The organism is Empedobacter sp. UBA5528 (assembly GCF_002426075.1).
Taxonomy (GTDB): Bacteria; Bacteroidota; Bacteroidia; order Flavobacteriales; family Weeksellaceae; genus Empedobacter; species Empedobacter falsenii_B.
This window is the reverse complement of record NZ_DINY01000054.1, coordinates 12215-28841: the sequence shown is the minus strand read 5'-3', so window position 1 is coordinate 28841 and position 16627 is coordinate 12215. Positions and strand designations below refer to the sequence as shown.

Genomic DNA, 16627 nt, shown 5'->3' with positions numbered 1-16627 from the left:
TTTCTTCTTGTGTGTTAAAAGCATGCAAACAGATTCTTAAGCGCTCTTCTCCTTCTCCTACTGTAGGTTGAAAACCGCAAAAGTGTTTATTTCCACCAACTCCAATTGATTTTTGATTTTGGTTAATTGGTTTGTAGACTCAAACTTTAGAATTTGAATTGGACTATTTTTATTCGAAGAACTCGTGAAGCCACTATTTCTAAAATGTGATATATTATATTTTAAACTCTCTTGAAGCGATTTATTTTCTTTGATAAACTGATAACCTTTTCGTAAACCTGTCACATGAAAATCAGCAATAGCTGTGGTGTAAATAAAAGGTGAAGCATTNNCACTAACTGATTAGCTAAAATCGTGGCACCGCTCATTCCCATCGCTTTTCCATAAGTTACAACCGTTGCAAACACTTTGCATTGTAAACCGAATTGATGAACCAATCCGTAACCAAAAACACCAAAAGCATGAGCTTCATCTACCACTAATGCTGCATTGTATTTATTGGCTAATTCAACCAGTTCAATTAATGGAGCACAATCACCATCCATCGAATACAAACTTTCTACCGCGATAAAACAACGCTCTTTTACTCTTTGCAATAGTTTCTCTAAATGATCTAAATCGTTATGTTTAAACTTTATTTTTTTTGCGTTGGATAATTTAATCCCGTCATGTACTGATCGATGTATATTTTCATCAACTAAAACAACATCATGTCGAGTTAAAAGTGCAGAAAAAAGTGCTAAATTGGCATTATATCCAGATGAAAAAAGTAATGCAGCTTCCACTTTATGTTCATTTGCTATCATCTCTTCCGTTTCACTTAGATAATCAGAATTCCCACTAATCAAACGTGCTCCAGTAGAACCATAAAGTAAAGATGGTTGCGCTATAAACTCATTTAAAATCTGCTGATGTAAGATTTCATTTTTAGCTAATCCTAAATAATCATTACTATAAAAATCAATTCCAGAAGAACGAACTTTTAATGTTCTTTTAATTCCTTTTTGTTCTCTTTCAAATAGAGATAGTCGCAATGAATTAAAAAATTTCGACATTATTCAGTTCATTTTCAATTGCAGAAATCCAATTCATAAATAACACTTCTTCTAGTTGTATCACTTGATTTGCATAGATTTTCCATTCTCTATGAAATTCTTTTAATTGTGAAATCATTTCTTCAAGATGACCTTCTTCTTCAACAATAATAGATTTTACCATCACTTTTTGTTGATGCGCCGTCAAAATATCTTGATATATTGGATACAATTCATCTGCCCTCACTTCTATAGCGTAAGTCACAAACAAATAAGCTGCGTATTTTAAATCTTCCCCATCAAGATTAAATTCTTTCTTCAACAAACGACAAACCTGAATATCTAATTGATGTAAATAATACATTGTTGCTTTTGGTGCTAAAAGATAAATAGGCTCATAATTGACACAAGCATCTGGAATTAATTTTATAATTTGCTTTTTCAAATAATAAGCATGGCGATGTTCCTCAGCTGCATGTTTCAATTGGATAAGATTCACAAAAGTTTTGTGCTCACATGCCGAAATCTTTCGTGCTCCTGCATTTTCCATAAACGAAAGTGTATTAAGCCACTTTACATGTAATTTTGGTTCTAAAACAATATGATTTAATAATTTTTTCAATTGATTTTATTTTTGACCAAAATTATAAGTCCAACGGATTGTATATACATTCCACTTTTATAATAAATGATAGTCCGGATATATTAAACCCATTCTAAAATCTCTGAAAAAGGTTGTAGAATCATCACTATAAAGAAGTTGAATAATGAAAACTATTATTACAGAAAAATTCATTATTCATGTATTAATTCTATCTTTTACGATTAGATTTTTCTAAATAGCTACTTTAATCTTATTTTTGCAAAAATTTTTAAATTGAGTACTCGAGAAAATTGGATAAGTTGCAAGAATTGTAATGGACTTGGAAAAAAAAGTCAAGGAGTTTCGAAAAGGAAACTATCGCGTTATGAATCAGCTGTTGCTCAATCTAAAAAGAATGAAAATTTTATTACTCCAAATAAACCAAAAAGTTCGATGCAGATCTGTACTGTCTGCTCAGGAACCGGTTTGACAACTACAAATGAACATCCATCACCCAACGAAAAAAAATATCCTCATGTTGCAATTGTCGGAGCTGGAATTGGTGGAATTGCATTAGCATTAGCGTGTTTACATCGTCAAATTCCTTTTACACTTTTTGAACGTGATCGAGCTTTCAACGATCGTTCCCAAGGTTATGGACTAACGTTACAGCAAGCTAGTAAAGAATTAAAAAAATTTGGAATCCAAACTTTAGAGGAAGGAATCGTTTCTACATTGCATTTAGCACATACTATAGAAGGAAATGTGATTGGCGAATGGGGAATAAGAAAATTGCAAGATAAAGAAGCGATTGAAGCTAAAAACAAAAATAAACATACCAATATTCACATTGCGAGACAATCTTTACGCTTAGCTTTTTTAAATCAATTAGGTGGCAATAATCAAGTTTTATGGAATCATCAATTAGTCGATTTTAATGTTGATGATAAAATAGAATTAACGTTTGATGTTGATGGAATTCAAAAACACTTTAAAGCTGATTTACTTGTTGGTGCTGATGGCATACGAAGTATAGTTCGTCGATTGATTATAAATGAGGAAAATACTCCATTACGTTATTTGGGGTGTATTGTTATTTTAGGTATTTGTAAACTGGATGCTTTAACTAATTTAGAAAATCATTTGTTGGATGGAGCAACGGTATTTCAAACAGCAAATGGAACTGAACGAATGTATATGATGCCTTATGACAAAGATTCGGTTATGTGGCAATTTAGTTTTCCAATGTTAGAAAATGAAGCGATAGCTTTGAGTAAAAAAGGTTCAGAGGCTTTAAAAATAGAAGTTGCTAAAAGAACGCATTGGCACTCTCCTATTCCTGAAATTATTGCAGCTACAGAACCCAAACAAATCACTGGATACCCCGTTTATGATCGAGATTTATTAATGTCAAATTTACTAGAAAATGCTGGCTCTGTCACTTTAATTGGCGATGCAGCTCATCCTATGAGTCCTTTTAAAGGACAAGGTGCAAATCAAGCTTTATTAGATGCTTTATTGTTAGCACAAAAAATAACATCAGCTTATAATAATATTCAAAATAAACAGATTAATTTACGTGAAGAAGTTTTACAACAATATGAAAAAGAGATGATGGAACGAAGTAGCGTTAAAGTGAAAAAGTCAGCAGATGCCGCAAAATTTTTACATTCAGATATTGTACTTCAAGAAGGTAACGTAACGTTTGGTTCTAAGTGGTCTTCTACTTTATAATTAATTATTCTAGATTTACTCATTCATAATCAATAAAAAAGGAGTTTTTACCTTTTGATAAAAACTCCTTTATATAAAACAACTACACAAATTATTTCAGGAATTTCTGTTGATATTCTTTTCTATATGCATAATAAAATACAACTGGAAGAATTGTAAAGGATAAGATTAAACAAATAATTAATCCTCCTACAATCATAATTGCCAAAGGCTTTTGAATTTCTGATCCCATTCCGGTAGAAAGTGCTGCTGGTAATAATCCCATCGATCCCATAAGCGCAATCATCACAACAGGGCGTATTCTACTTTTAACACCATTGACTATTGCTTCTTTTAATTGCATTTTATGCTTTAAATTATCTCGAATAACACCAATTAGAACAATTCCATCAATCGTTGCTACTCCAAAAAGAATAATAAAACCTATTCCCGCAGATATACCAAAAATGGTTCCTGTTACCCAAAGCGAAATAAATCCTCCAATAAAAGCAAAAGGCAGTGTTAATGCAGCTATCGCTGTGTCTTTTACATTTCCGAAATTGGTATACAATAATAATAAAATCAAAACTAACGAAATCGGAACGACCATTGCTAATTGTTTTGCTGCACGCTCTTTACTTTCGAATTCACCAGCCCATTCCATGTAATTTTCTTTCGGTAATTTAACTTCTTTCGCCACTACTTTCTTCGCTTCATCGATTGTACTTCCTAAATCACGACCTTCTATACTGAATCCTACACCGATATATCGACTATTTCCTTCTCGATAAATAAAAGCAGGTCCTGTTTGATAACCAATTGTAGCTATTTCCTGCAAAGGAACATTGTTCCCATTACTTGTTGGAATCAAAATATTTCCAATTTTCTCAGGAGTATCTCTATAAGCTTCCTGAAAACGAAGAATAACATCAAACTGTCGATCATTTTCATAAAACTTAGTAGCTGCTTGTCCACCAATTGTCATTTCAATTACTGCCTGAACATCCGCTGTACTAATACCATATTTCGCCATTTTTGAATCACTCAATTCTATTCTAAGTTCAGGTAAACCAATATTTTTATAAACATTGATATCCGTTATTCCATTTACTTTTTCGATAGAAGTAGCGACCTTGTTTGCATATTTTTCTAAATCATACAAATCATCACCAAAAATCTTAATAACTAATGAACTTTTTACACCAGCTACATATTCTTCGACATTATCTTGAATGGGTTGCGAAAATCCAAATACAATTCCTGGATAATGATTTAGTTTATCTCGCATCTCTTGAATAATCTCTTCTTTTGAAATCTTGCGCTTCCAATCTTTTTCATCTTTTAATTGAACATTAAACTCAATATTAAAGAATCCTGTTGGATCTGTTCCATCATTTGGACGACCTGTTTGTGTTAAAATAAAATCAATTTCATCACAATCTTTCTGCATCAACTCTTTCATCTCTTTTGTTAATCGAGTTGATTCTTGTAAATTGACACTATTTGGTAAAGTTGCACGAATGTAAATTGCTCCTTCATTCAGTTTTGGAAGAAATTCTGATCCATAATGCGAGAACTTAAACAAACAAAGAGCTAAAATTCCTAAAAAGATTCCTATTGTTGCCTTTTTATAACGAAATGCAGTTTCATATAATCCAAAAATAGTTTTCTGAAAAAATCGAGTAATAAAGTTCTCTTTCTCCTCCATATTTTTCTTAAAAAGCAACTTACACATTGCAGGAACATAAGTTAGACTTAATATTAAAGATCCTAATAATGCGTATCCTAATGTAAATGCTAAAGGAGAGAACATTTTACCTTCCACTTTTTGGAATGAAAATATCGGTAATAAAGCAACAATAAGAATAAGTAAGGCAAAGAAAATATAAGAAGCTACACTTCCTGCACTTTTCTTTATAACACCCATTTTACTCATTTTTGCGAAACGTTCTGCTCCTACTTTATGTTGCATTGTAGCTAAAGCAACAAAAACTGTTTCTACAATTACCAAAGTTCCTTCTAACAACAATCCAAAATCCAGTGACCCCATTGAAATTAAATTCGCTGGTAATCCTTGTATTTTCAACATGATAATTGCGAACAAAAATGAAAGCGGAATAACCGAAGCTACAATAAATGTTGATTTCCAATTATATAAAAAAACAAAAACAATTAATGATACCAATAAAATACCTTCAATAATATTTTTAGAAACCGTATGTACTGTATTATCCACCAATTTGGTACGATCTACAACTGTTTCAATTTTCACATTATCTGGTAAAGTTCTTGTATTCAATTCTTCAATCTTCGCTTTCAGATTTTCAATGACTTCGGATGGATTTTCACCACGCAACATCACAACAATTCCTTCTACCATATCATCATGCTTATTGTAACCAACTTGCCCCAAACGTGGTTTATTCGAAATGACAACATCTGCCACATTTTTGATCAAAATTGGTGTAGAACCATTTAGAGCGACAGTAATATTTCCGATATCCTCTATCTTATCTAGTAAACCAACACCACGAACTACATAAGCTTGATCTCCTTGCTGAATCACATCTCCACCAACATTTATATTTGATTTAGAAACTGCTTCATAAACATCTAAAGGCGATAAATTATAATTCTTTAATTCTGTTGGATTAATTTTAATTTCATACGTTTTTTCTTCTCCACCAAAACTTACAACATCTGCAACTCCTGATACAGAAAGCAATTCACGTTCTATTACCCAATCTTGTATCGCGGTAACTTCCTTGATCGGTAAATCACTTTTGATCACATAACGAAAAATCTCTCCTGTAGCACCAGAAGGCGGTTCAATATCTGCATCAGCTCCTTCTGGTAAATCAACTCCACTCAATTTATTCGATACATATTGTTGTGCATAAAAATCATCTACTCCATCTTCAAACTGAACCGTTACAACAGATAATCCGAAAAGAGAAATTGAACGAATATTAGATTTATGCGGAATACTATTCATTACTTTTGAAACTGGTAGAGTCACCAATTTTTCCATTTCCTCAGCACTTCTTCCTGGCCATTGTGTTATAATACGAGCTCTAGTATTTGTTACATCCGGAAATGCCTCTATTGGTGTATGTTTTAAAGAAAATATACCTGCAAAGAGTAATGCAAATACAGCAAATAAAACAAAGGTTGTATTTCGTAACGAAAAAGTTACGACTGATTGTACTAACTTTTTCATTTATTATTTATTTAATTCCTCAAATATCATTAGAGCGTTTCGAGAAATAACTTTCTCATTTGGAGCAAACTTTTCGCTAACAAATGTGAATTCTTCATTCTGACCAATCGTCGTAATTTTTCGAATATCCATTGTACAATCATTTTTATATACCACCACATATTCCTTGTTGTTCTCAAAAACTTTGGCTTTGTTTGGTATCGCAAATGCATTTCCTACAATATTTTGTTTATCGATAATAATATCTGCACTCAAACCTGGCATCAAGTTCAAATCTTGATTTTCTAACACAACACGCGCTTTCAAAACGTGTTCATTTTCATCAAACACATTGTATATTTTATCAATTTTTCCAACATAAATTCGATCAGGATACGCCATAGATTTCACTTTTACAGCATCTCCTTTTTTTACATATTGCAGATTATTGGCGTAAATATTTACCATTACCCAAACTTGTTTCAAATTAGAAATAGAAAATAAATTATCTTCTGAATCTGAAATAATAGATTGACCAACGCTCATGTTTTTCTGAACGATATAACCATTTTTAGGTGATAAAATCTGGAATTGACCATTGCCAACCGCACGATACATTCTCAAGGTTGCATTGATTTTATCAATTTCAATTTGCGTTGATTGTAATTCGTGTTCTGCCTCTGTAACTTCGGGTTGAGAAGCCATTCCATCATTCAACAATTCTTTTTTCGACTTGATTTGTTTTCGAATCAAATCCATTTGATTTTGATGATAACGCTTTTGCTGTACCAAATCCAACACTTCGTTCGATTTTACAACTGCCAAAACTTGACCTTGACGCACATAATCACCTAATTCAAAATTCACTTTATCTACCACTCCTTGCAGCAAACTTTTAAAACCAACCAAGTCATTTTCGTTGTATTCAATTTTTCCTGACAAGGTTAATTGTTCGTGAATCGGCTGCTCTAAAACAGCTACAATTTCAGTTGACTTTTTCAATTGTTCGTTCAAACAAAATTTGTCTTCTTTTACCGCTTCTTTCGGGGCTTCTTGCTTGTTACAACTACTTAAAACCAAAGTAAAAGCAGCTAAAAAATAAAAACTTTTTTTCATCATTTTATAAATCTTGTCCAACGATATAATTTAGTTCTTCGAATGTGTTTTGATAATTTTCCAATAAATCCAAATAAGCTTTTTGAGATTCGCGATAAGCCTGCGTAAAATCAATAAATTCTAATAAAGTGATTTGTTTATTTTGGAGATGTTTTTTGTAATTGTCAATCATGGTTAGTTGCTCTTGATTGTTCAATTTTTTCCACTGAATAAGAGCTTTATCCAATTGACTAATTTGATTTTGAAGTCGATCGATCGAAATATCTAACTCAGAATGTAGCGCATTTTTCGTAATTTGTTGTTGATTCAGTACAATTTCAGAAGCTTTGATGTTTCCTTTATTCGTATTGAAAATCGGTAAATCAATGCTTACACCTACACCTACAAAATCGCGCATAATATTTCCACCACGATCATAATTTACCTGAAAAGCCAAATCTGGTGTACGTTGCGCTTTTTCTAAAATCAATTGTTTTTCAGCTAAATTGATTTCATTTTCTTGTTTTTTTAACGCTATATTTTGCTCTTTTGCTAATTGTTTAGCATTGAATGGGATTGATTTGGAATGAGAATTGAATCTTGAAAAATCGATTTCATTTACATTTAAATCTGAGTTTTGCGTTAACAATCGAAGTTTATTAATGTATTCAATTTCTTGATTTTCTAGCTCAATTTGATCTTTTTGTAAACCGATTAATTCTGTTTGAAGTCTGTAAAAATCTGCTTTCGGAACATTTTTTAAATCTGCTTGTCGCTGATATTGCGTCATCATCTGTTCAAATAAATCAATACTATTTTGCAATTCTTTCTTTTCAGATTGAATACGCGCCAACGAAAAATATGTTTGTCTCAATTCTTTTTTCAGCTCACGCAACAATTCCTCATACTCAAAAAGTGCCGAATTCTTTTCTAATTCTTTAATCGCAACACGCTTTTTTCGTTTACCTGCCGTTTCAATTAATTGCTCTAATTCGACAGAAATTTGTTGATTTTTCCCGTATTTACCGAATAAATAAGGCTGTTCTTCTACATTATAAGTTTTCCAAAGATTAACCTCAGAAATACTCAACGTTGGATTTTGCCATAATTTCTCCTGAATAATTTCAGCATCAATTCTGTCAACATTGAATTTATTCGCAATGAGTGCATAATTTTTTTGTAAAAACGCGGCTTCTAGATTGTCCAACGTTACGTTTTGCGCCTGTGTTTGCATCGCAAAAATAATTGGAATTGCAGTATAATAGATCTTCTTCACTTCTACTCTTTTTGAAAATTCAAAAGTAAAAGTGTAAGATTAAGGCGAGTTTTAAGTTAGATTAAAAGTAGATTAGAAAATGAGTTTAACAATCGTTCCTTTAGGTTTATTTGGAACAATTTCGATATCAATTTGATGAAGTGTAAAAATAATATTCGCCATCGAAAGTCCAATACCTTTTCCTTGAAAATCTTGCGTGTTTTTTCCTCGAAAAAAGTTTTGTTTAATTTGTTTGATATCGGTTTCTAAAATACCAATTCCCAAATCGGAAATATGAATTTGTAAACGATGATTGATTTCCAAAAACTGTACTAAAATCGGTTGATTGTTCGAATATTTTATCGCGTTACTTACTAAATTATTCAAAGCTACTTCTAATAATTTTTCGTTTCCTTGAATGGTTAACAATTGATTATTTTCGACTTGTAAATCCACATTTATACGTGCTTGATGATACAAAATAGCATTTTCAATCACTTGCCAAACTACCTCATCAATTCGAATTTGACTAAATTCAAAACTCGTTTTTGCACCCGAAAGCAACATCATTTGATCTAACGTTTCTTGCAAATCATTCGTATATTGTTTCAATTGCACAATCACGTTTTCATATTCTTCGAGCGTTCTTTTTTTATGATTAGTTACCTCTAAAGTCCCTAATAATGCTGTAATTGGAGTTCGTAATTCGTGCGAAACATAATCGATAAAATTCTTTTGTACATTAAAAGTTTGCGCTATTCGATCAATAAAATGATTGTAGGTTTTGATTAAATCTTCAATCTCCGCATACGATTTATTGAGCTTTAAAGGTTCAGTAAAATTCTTTGCATCACGCTCTTTTATTTGCTCAATAATTTTTGTAATCGGTTCATAAGCAATTACTCCTAAAAAATTAGAAAATAGATAAATAAAAATCAACCCAACCAATGAAACCGAAATCAAAATTTGAAGTAACGATTGCATTTGTTCGTTAAATTCTTGTTTAGATTCACGCGTGATTACAACAAAATCACCTTCATTATCACGATAAAAAATTCCGTTATAAAAGAAATCTTTACTTGTAAAAAAATCTGATTTATTGGCACGAATATTTTCTATAAAATTGGTTGAAATATCTTTATTAGACGACATATTTCCATTGTATTTTTTGTTGTTATGATCAACAATTAAAATATTTTTTCGGGAAATCGTCTTCTCTAATTGATTTTTGATATTATTATGTTCTAAAACAGGTAATTCGTCCTTTTCTAAATAATAAATAGAAGCCAAAAGTGTCTTATTCTGCAATGATTTGATCTCTTTTTTCTCCATTTCGGTATAAAAAGAAAAATAAATAATTGTAGAAACAATCAAAATAATGATACTAAAAATAATGACTGAATAAAGCGCTAATCGATGTTTTAACTTCATAATTTAAGCTTTAAACATATAACCAACGCCTTTTACTGTATGAATATATTTCATACCATTTTTCTCTATTTTATTACGCAAATACGAAATGTAAACATCCACAACATTGGTGTGATTATCGAATGTTATTCCCCAAACAGCATTTAAAATTTGGATACGAGTAACGGTTTTATCTATATTTTCGATTAAATAATTCAACAACTTAAATTCACGAGGAGAAAGCTCTGTTTCTTCTTGATTGACAAAAACTTTGTATTGATCCAAATCGATTTCTAAGTCATCAAAAATCAATTTATTTTCAGGAATTTCTTGTGAACGAAACTGATTACGACGCGTTAAAGCTTTGATTCGCGATAATAATTCGTCGAAATGAAATGGTTTTGTAATGTAATCATCTGCACCATAGTCCAAAGCCGAAACTTTATCTTGAACTGTATTTAATGCACTTAACATCAAAATTGGAGTGAATATTTTTTTGTAACGAAGTGTCTGTACAAGCTGAATTCCATCCATTTTTGGTAACATAATGTCACAAATAATCAAATCAAACTGAATCGTAAGAAATTCATCTAAAACAGTTTCCGCATCTTTACAAAGCGTAACCAAATGTCCATTTTCTTCTAATCCTTTGATTAAAAAATCGCTAATTCGCTTATCATCTTCGATTACTAAAATTTGCATATACTTTCCATTTTTCCAAAATTAATGAAATTGATCAAGATGAGATGAATATAGCAAATTTTCTAATTGGATTTTAATTTAAAAAGAACAAAATTCAATAAAAAACGAGCAATAAATTGCTCGTTTTTTATATTCAATAATTCGAAGTCTAATCTCCTTCTCCACTATTTTTCATCGCAGTCAAAAGATTATATGCTCCTTTCGAAACATAGACTTTTCCTGAATTTTGAGGAGATTTTATTTCAATCATTTTATTCGCAGAACCTCCTATTTCTACAAGAACTAATCGAAACTGATTTTTAGTTTGTCTTTCGAACACATAGTCTTTTCCTTCAAACTGAATTACAGCTTCTTCTGGTAAAACATTCGCGTCAAGCGAATTCACTTGCAATTCGATATTGAAATACATATTCGCTGTTAATCGCGTACCATTCGCATTCGTAATTCGTGCAAAAACATCAACCGTTCCATCTTCATTCACTTGATTTGAAATTGAGGTGATTTGCGCATCTAACTTTTGATCTGGTTTTGCATTGGTATAAGCTTTCAAAAATTGACCAATCTGAATGTTACTCAGATCCTTTTCAAATACTTTTACATTCAACAAAGAACGATCTGGATTAATAATTTCTAACATCGCATCTGCTGGCGAAATATATTGTCCTGTATTCGCAAAAACCTGACTCACCATTCCGCTAATCGGTGCATAAACATTGATGGTACGTCGGATATTACTCAACGAAACTGAGGAAGGATTGATATTCATTAATCTTAGTTTCTGTTCCAAGGAACTTTTCTTTACCATCAACGATTGACGTGTTGCTTTCGCTTGTTGCATCACTTTGTCACTTGCTGCTTGCTCTGCATTCAAATCCTTTTGACGAACATAATCTGCACTAGCCTGCTCTAACAAAGCTTTTGTTGTGAGATAATCTTCTTGCATTTGGATATACTGCGGATCTTCTAAAACCACCAAAACTTGTCCTTTATTGACATAATTTCCTGGAATTAGTGCAATTCGTTTCACATAACCACCAAAGGCATTGGTGATAGAAATAGTATTTTCTGGGGTTACTGCCGTCTTTGCATTTAGCCGAATAGTTGTAGGTAAATTCTGATGACGTAAAGAGGTTGTATCAATTTCAAAATTCTTTAATTGAGCATCTGTCAACTTTAAAATTGAAGTAGAAATAGTTGCTTTTTGCTCTACTTCAGGTTTTGTTTCTTCTTTGTTACAACTCATCACAACAAAAGATGTACAAAGCATTAAGATATATTTTTTCATATTATTGTGCAGTATAAAAAGTCATTGCGGCATAAGCCTGATTACGTAGATTCTTTGCTTCTAGAAACTTTGTTTTCACTTCGATGATTTGATTATTCAGAATCACCCAATCCAAAAAATTAATCTCTCCTTCTAGTAATTGACGATTAATTGTTTTTTGTAAATCATTCGCAGCAGGAAGTTGAGTTTGCTCAAAATCTCCTACTATTTCTTCGTAAGAGTTTACTTTATTTTTTAAAACATCAAAATCTTGTTGCAACTTCGATTGTTGTAAAGTATACGCTTGTTTTGCAAGATCAGTTTTAACTTTTGAGGCTTCAATTGACGAATTAATTCCTCTATTAAATAAAGGTAAGCCAACTCCTACTTGAAAAGAATTGTATCGATTTTGATCCAAATCAGAAAAGCTTTGATTTGAATATCCAACTGTTAAAACTGGAATTTTCTTTGATTTTTCTATTTCAGTTTCTAAAGTAGAAGTCTGAATATTTTCTTCAGCTAATTTTAACATTGGGTGTGTACCTGAAACAGATAATCCTGCAATTTCATTCCAATTTACACCATCTTTTGTTGGATAAATTTTGAATGATGAATTGGTTAAAAATTGAATTTGTCTTGATTCATTTTCTAATTCATTCTCAACTAATCTCAATTGATTTTGAATCGATTTCAATTGAATAATAGCTGTAGAAACCTCACTTCGGTTTGATTCACCTTTCTTCAAACGTAAATTTGCTTTCTTCAAAAACTCTTGGTAAATCAATTCATTTTCTTTCAATAAATCTTGTTGATATTCTGTATTTTGCATATTGACATACAGATTAGCTAATCGTTGTTTAATTTCAACTTTCGTCAATTGTTCATTTGCTTTAGAAGTACTGATCATTTGTTCGTTCAAAGCTTTTTGACGTTTAAAAACCACAGGAAATTGAAACGATTGCGAAATAGTAAACTTGTTATCAAATTCACCTGAATTCACTTGTCCAAATTCCGCAGCTATATCTAAAGGTGAAAGCGAACGATTGGCAAACACATTTTTCTCGTGATAAACAGTGGTCAATTCTGCTTGTTTAATTTCGAGGTTATTCGCGTCAGCTAACTTGACAACTTCATCAAAACTCATACGTTCTTGCGCATTAGCAGTTGTTCCAAACAAAGCTAGAACTAATAAAATAGCTGTAGGAATTGATTTATGACGAGTTGATTTCTTTTTAAAATGAATATTTTCGAACATAACATATAAAATTGGTAAAACAAATAAAGTAAGGAAAGTCGCGCCCATTAATCCTCCAATAACAACAGTTGCTAATGGACGTTGAACTTCTGCGCCCGAACCATTACTAAGAGCCATTGGTAAGAAACCTAAAGAGGCTACGGCAGCTGTCATTAGAACGGGACGAAGACGAGTTCGTGTTCCCATAATAACAATTCGAGTTGTATTTTTAATTCCGTTATCACGTAGACGATTGTATTCTGATATTAATACAATTCCGTTTAGAACGGCAATTCCAAAAAGTGCGATAAATCCAACTCCAGCACTAATACTAAAAGGCATATCTCGCGCAGCTAAGAATAGTATTCCACCGATTGAAGAAAGCGGAATGGCTGTATAAATTAATAAACTTTCTTTGATTGATTTGAATGCAAAAAATAACAAGACAAAAATCAAAACCAAGGCGACTGGAACAGCGATACCTAAACGAGCTTTAGCATGATTCAAATTTTCGAAAGCTCCACCATAGGTTGTATAATAACCTGTAGGAAGTTTTATTTGAGCATCAACTTTTTGTTGTAATTCTTGTACAACACTTTCTATGTCGCGTCCTTTTACGTTAAATCCAACAACAATTCTACGTTTTGCATCTTCGCGCTGAATTTGATTTGGCGTATTTTTATAATCTACTTTTGCTAATTGATTCAATGGAATCTGAATTCCAGAAGCAGTAGGAATCAATAAATTTCGAATATCTTCGATATTCTCGCGTTTGTCTTCTGCTAAACGAACCACCATATCAAAACGTTTTTCACCTTCGAAAACCATTCCAGTAGATTGTCCTGCAAAAGCCATATTAATAATTCGATTTGCTTCTCCAATACTCAATCCATATTGCGCTAATAAAGCACGATCAAATTCAATCACAACTTGTGGAATTCCATTAATTGGTTCGATATACAAATCTTGCGCTCCTTTTACAGTATTGATTATTTTTCCTAATTTCTCTGCATTATTGGCTAAACTATCTAAATTTTCACCAAATATTTTCACCACCACATCTTGTCGTGCTCCTGTCATTAATTCATTAAAACGCATCTGAACAGGAAATTGAAATCCCGTTGAAAGTCCTGGAACATCTTCCAAAGCTTTACTCATTTTATCCGATAATTCTGGAAAAGTTGTGGCAGAAGTCCATTCTTTTTTAGGTTTCAAAACAATAATCATATCTCCTGCATCCATTGGCATTGGCTCGGTAGGAATCTCTCCACTCCCAATTTTCGTGACAACCATTTCAACTTCAGGGAAACGATCTTTCAGTATTTTAGCTGCCTTATTTGTGTATTCTATTGTTGTCGTAATATTACTTCCTGGTAAAATACGCGCTTCTACAGCAAAATCTCCTTCTTCTAAGGCAGGAATAAATTCTCCACCTAAACGAGACATCACAAAAACAGCAATAGTGAAAAGTGAAAGTACAACAGCTAGAATAATAGTACGAACTTTTAAGGCTTTGATTAAATATTTCTGATGGAAAATCTCAATTTTAGCCATTACACGATCCGATAAATTTGGTTTGACTTTCTTCTTTTTACTTAAGAATAAAGTAGTCATCATCGGAACATAAGTCAACGAAAGAATAAATGCACCAATCAGAGCAAAAGCAACTGTTTGCGCCATTGGTTTGAACATCTTTCCTTCTATTCCTTGTAAAGTAAAAATTGGTAAATAAACGATTAGAATAATAATTTGACCAAAAACAGCCGAATTCACCATTTTTTTAGCTGAAGAACCAACTGTTTGATCCATTTCAGTTTGCGTTAATTTATTCTTCAACCCAAATTTTTTGTTGTGTGCTAACTGATGCATCGCCGCTTCTACAATAATCACAGCACCATCGACAATCAATCCAAAATCTAATGCGCCTAAACTCATCAAGTTTCCACCTACACCAAAAATATTCATCATAATAATCGCGAATAATAAGGCCAGAGGAATGACAGAAGCTACAATAAAACCAGCACGTAAATTACCTAAGAAAAGTACCAAAATAAAGACAACGATTAAGGCTCCTTCAAGTAAATTCGTTTCAACCGTATGAATAGTATTGTCAACCATTTTTTTACGGTCTAAGAAAGGTTCAATAACAACTCCATCAGGTAATGTCTTTTTGATTTCTTCGATACGTTGTTGTACATTCTTAACCACTTCGTTACTATTTGCTCCTTTCAACATCATAACAATTGCACCAGAAACTTCACCTGTATCGTTATATGTCATTGCACCATAGCGCGTAGCAAAGCCAGTTTTTACGTCTGCAACATCTCTCAATAAAATAGGTGTTCCACTTTGCGAACGTTTGACCAAAATATTTTCGATATCTTCGATGTTACCAATTAAACCTTCAGAACGGATGAATAAAGAAGTAGGACCTTTTTCGATATAAGCTCCACCTGTATTTTGATTATTCTCACTCAGTGCATCAAATAAATCATTAATTGTCAGACTAAAAGATTGTAAACGTTGCGGATCAATTGCAATTTCGTATTGCTTCAATTTTCCTCCGAAACTACTCACATCTGCCACACCAGGAACGCCTAAAAGTTGACGACGAACAATCCAGTCTTGAATTGTTCTTAATTCAGTTTCATCATATTGATCTTCGTAACCTTCGGCGGGACGAACAACATATTGATAGATTTCGCCCAAACCTGTCGAAATTGGACCAAGTTGTGGTTCTCCAATACCTTCGGGAATCTCATTTTGAACCTGAATCAATCGTTCACTTACTTGTTGTCGCGCCCAATAAACATCTGTATTGTCATCAAAAACAATGGTTACCAATGATAATCCAAAACGAGAAAAACTACGAATTTCGGTAATCCCACCAATATTAGAATTAGCTTGTTCGATAGGAAAAGTCACTAAACGCTCAATATCTTCTGCACTAAAAGAAGGCGCTACAGTGATAATTTGAACCTGATTAGATGTAATATCAGGTTGTGCATCAATGGGTAATTTTGTCGCATCGTAAATACCAAATATCAACAAAGCCAACGTAAACAAACCCACGATAAATTTATTCTTGATTGAAAAATCAATAATTTTATTTAACATCGTAAAATTGTATAGATTAAA

General features: G+C 32.3%; 10 protein-coding genes. 1 reads left to right on the top strand and 9 read right to left on the bottom strand.

The window, feature by feature from the left end:
- Positions 1–281: 281 nt before the first annotated feature.
- A complete protein-coding gene (locus tag B4L98_RS11905) occupies positions 282–1055 on the bottom strand; it encodes an aminotransferase class I/II-fold pyridoxal phosphate-dependent enzyme (protein ID WP_349679431.1) in 774 nt (257 codons plus the stop codon).
- Positions 1039–1656, bottom strand: a complete 618-nt coding sequence (locus B4L98_RS11900) for a hypothetical protein (protein ID WP_286494872.1) — start codon at positions 1654–1656, stop codon at positions 1039–1041. Before B4L98_RS11900 ends, B4L98_RS11905 begins: the two co-directional genes overlap by 17 nt.
- A gap of 246 nt (positions 1657–1902) precedes the next feature.
- Here B4L98_RS11900 and B4L98_RS11895 point away from each other — a divergent pair, with 246 nt between their 5' ends.
- Positions 1903–3351, top strand: coding sequence for an FAD-dependent oxidoreductase (locus tag B4L98_RS11895; RefSeq protein WP_409410628.1), 1449 nt, complete (start codon positions 1903–1905; stop codon positions 3349–3351).
- A 91-nt stretch (positions 3352–3442) separates the two neighbouring features.
- Here the strand turns inward: B4L98_RS11895 and B4L98_RS11890 are convergent, their stop codons facing one another.
- The 7 genes from B4L98_RS11890 to B4L98_RS11860 all read right to left on the bottom strand — a co-directional run bounded on the left by B4L98_RS11890 (position 3443) and on the right by B4L98_RS11860 (position 16606).
- Complete coding sequence (locus B4L98_RS11890) at positions 3443–6550, bottom strand: efflux RND transporter permease subunit (protein WP_291051693.1); 3108 nt, start codon at positions 6548–6550, stop codon at positions 3443–3445.
- Positions 6551–6553: 3 nt separating this feature from the next.
- The gene (locus tag B4L98_RS11885; RefSeq protein WP_291048383.1) at positions 6554–7645 is read right to left on the bottom strand and encodes an efflux RND transporter periplasmic adaptor subunit; all 1092 of its coding nucleotides are present in this window, start codon (positions 7643–7645) and stop codon (positions 6554–6556) included.
- Between the two features lie 4 nt (positions 7646–7649).
- Positions 7650–8900, bottom strand: a complete 1251-nt coding sequence (locus B4L98_RS11880) for a TolC family protein (protein ID WP_291048386.1) — start codon at positions 8898–8900, stop codon at positions 7650–7652.
- A 72-nt stretch (positions 8901–8972) separates the two neighbouring features.
- Complete coding sequence (locus B4L98_RS11875; protein ID WP_291048389.1) at positions 8973–10310, bottom strand: sensor histidine kinase; 1338 nt, start codon at positions 10308–10310, stop codon at positions 8973–8975.
- 3 nt (positions 10311–10313) lie between these two features.
- On the bottom strand, positions 10314–10991 hold the full coding sequence (locus B4L98_RS11870) for a response regulator transcription factor (protein ID WP_125349494.1): 678 nt from the start codon (positions 10989–10991) through the stop codon (positions 10314–10316).
- A 148-nt stretch (positions 10992–11139) separates the two neighbouring features.
- Positions 11140–12276, bottom strand: a complete 1137-nt coding sequence (locus B4L98_RS11865; protein WP_125349493.1) for an efflux RND transporter periplasmic adaptor subunit — start codon at positions 12274–12276, stop codon at positions 11140–11142.
- A gap of 1 nt (position 12277) precedes the next feature.
- Positions 12278–16606: a CusA/CzcA family heavy metal efflux RND transporter gene (locus tag B4L98_RS11860; RefSeq protein WP_291048394.1), complete on the bottom strand. Its 4329-nt coding sequence runs from the start codon at positions 16604–16606 to the stop codon at positions 12278–12280.
- Between the last annotated feature and the right edge of the window lie 21 nt (positions 16607–16627).

Excerpts from the sequence above, each read along its gene's own strand:
- B4L98_RS11890 (WP_291051693.1), bottom strand. The coding sequence starts at position 6,550 with ATGAAAAAGTTAGTACAATCAGTCGTAACTTTTTCGTTACGAAATACA.
- B4L98_RS11885 (WP_291048383.1), bottom strand. The coding sequence starts at position 7,645 with ATGAAAAAAAGTTTTTATTTTTTAGCTGCTTTTACTTTGGTTTTAAGT.
- B4L98_RS11875 (WP_291048389.1), bottom strand. The coding sequence starts at position 10,310 with ATGAAGTTAAAACATCGATTAGCGCTTTATTCAGTCATTATTTTTAGT.
- B4L98_RS11870 (WP_125349494.1), bottom strand. The coding sequence starts at position 10,991 with ATGCAAATTTTAGTAATCGAAGATGATAAGCGAATTAGCGATTTTTTA.
- B4L98_RS11865 (WP_125349493.1), bottom strand. The coding sequence starts at position 12,276 with ATGAAAAAATATATCTTAATGCTTTGTACATCTTTTGTTGTGATGAGT.
- B4L98_RS11860 (WP_291048394.1), bottom strand. The coding sequence starts at position 16,606 with ATGTTAAATAAAATTATTGATTTTTCAATCAAGAATAAATTTATCGTG.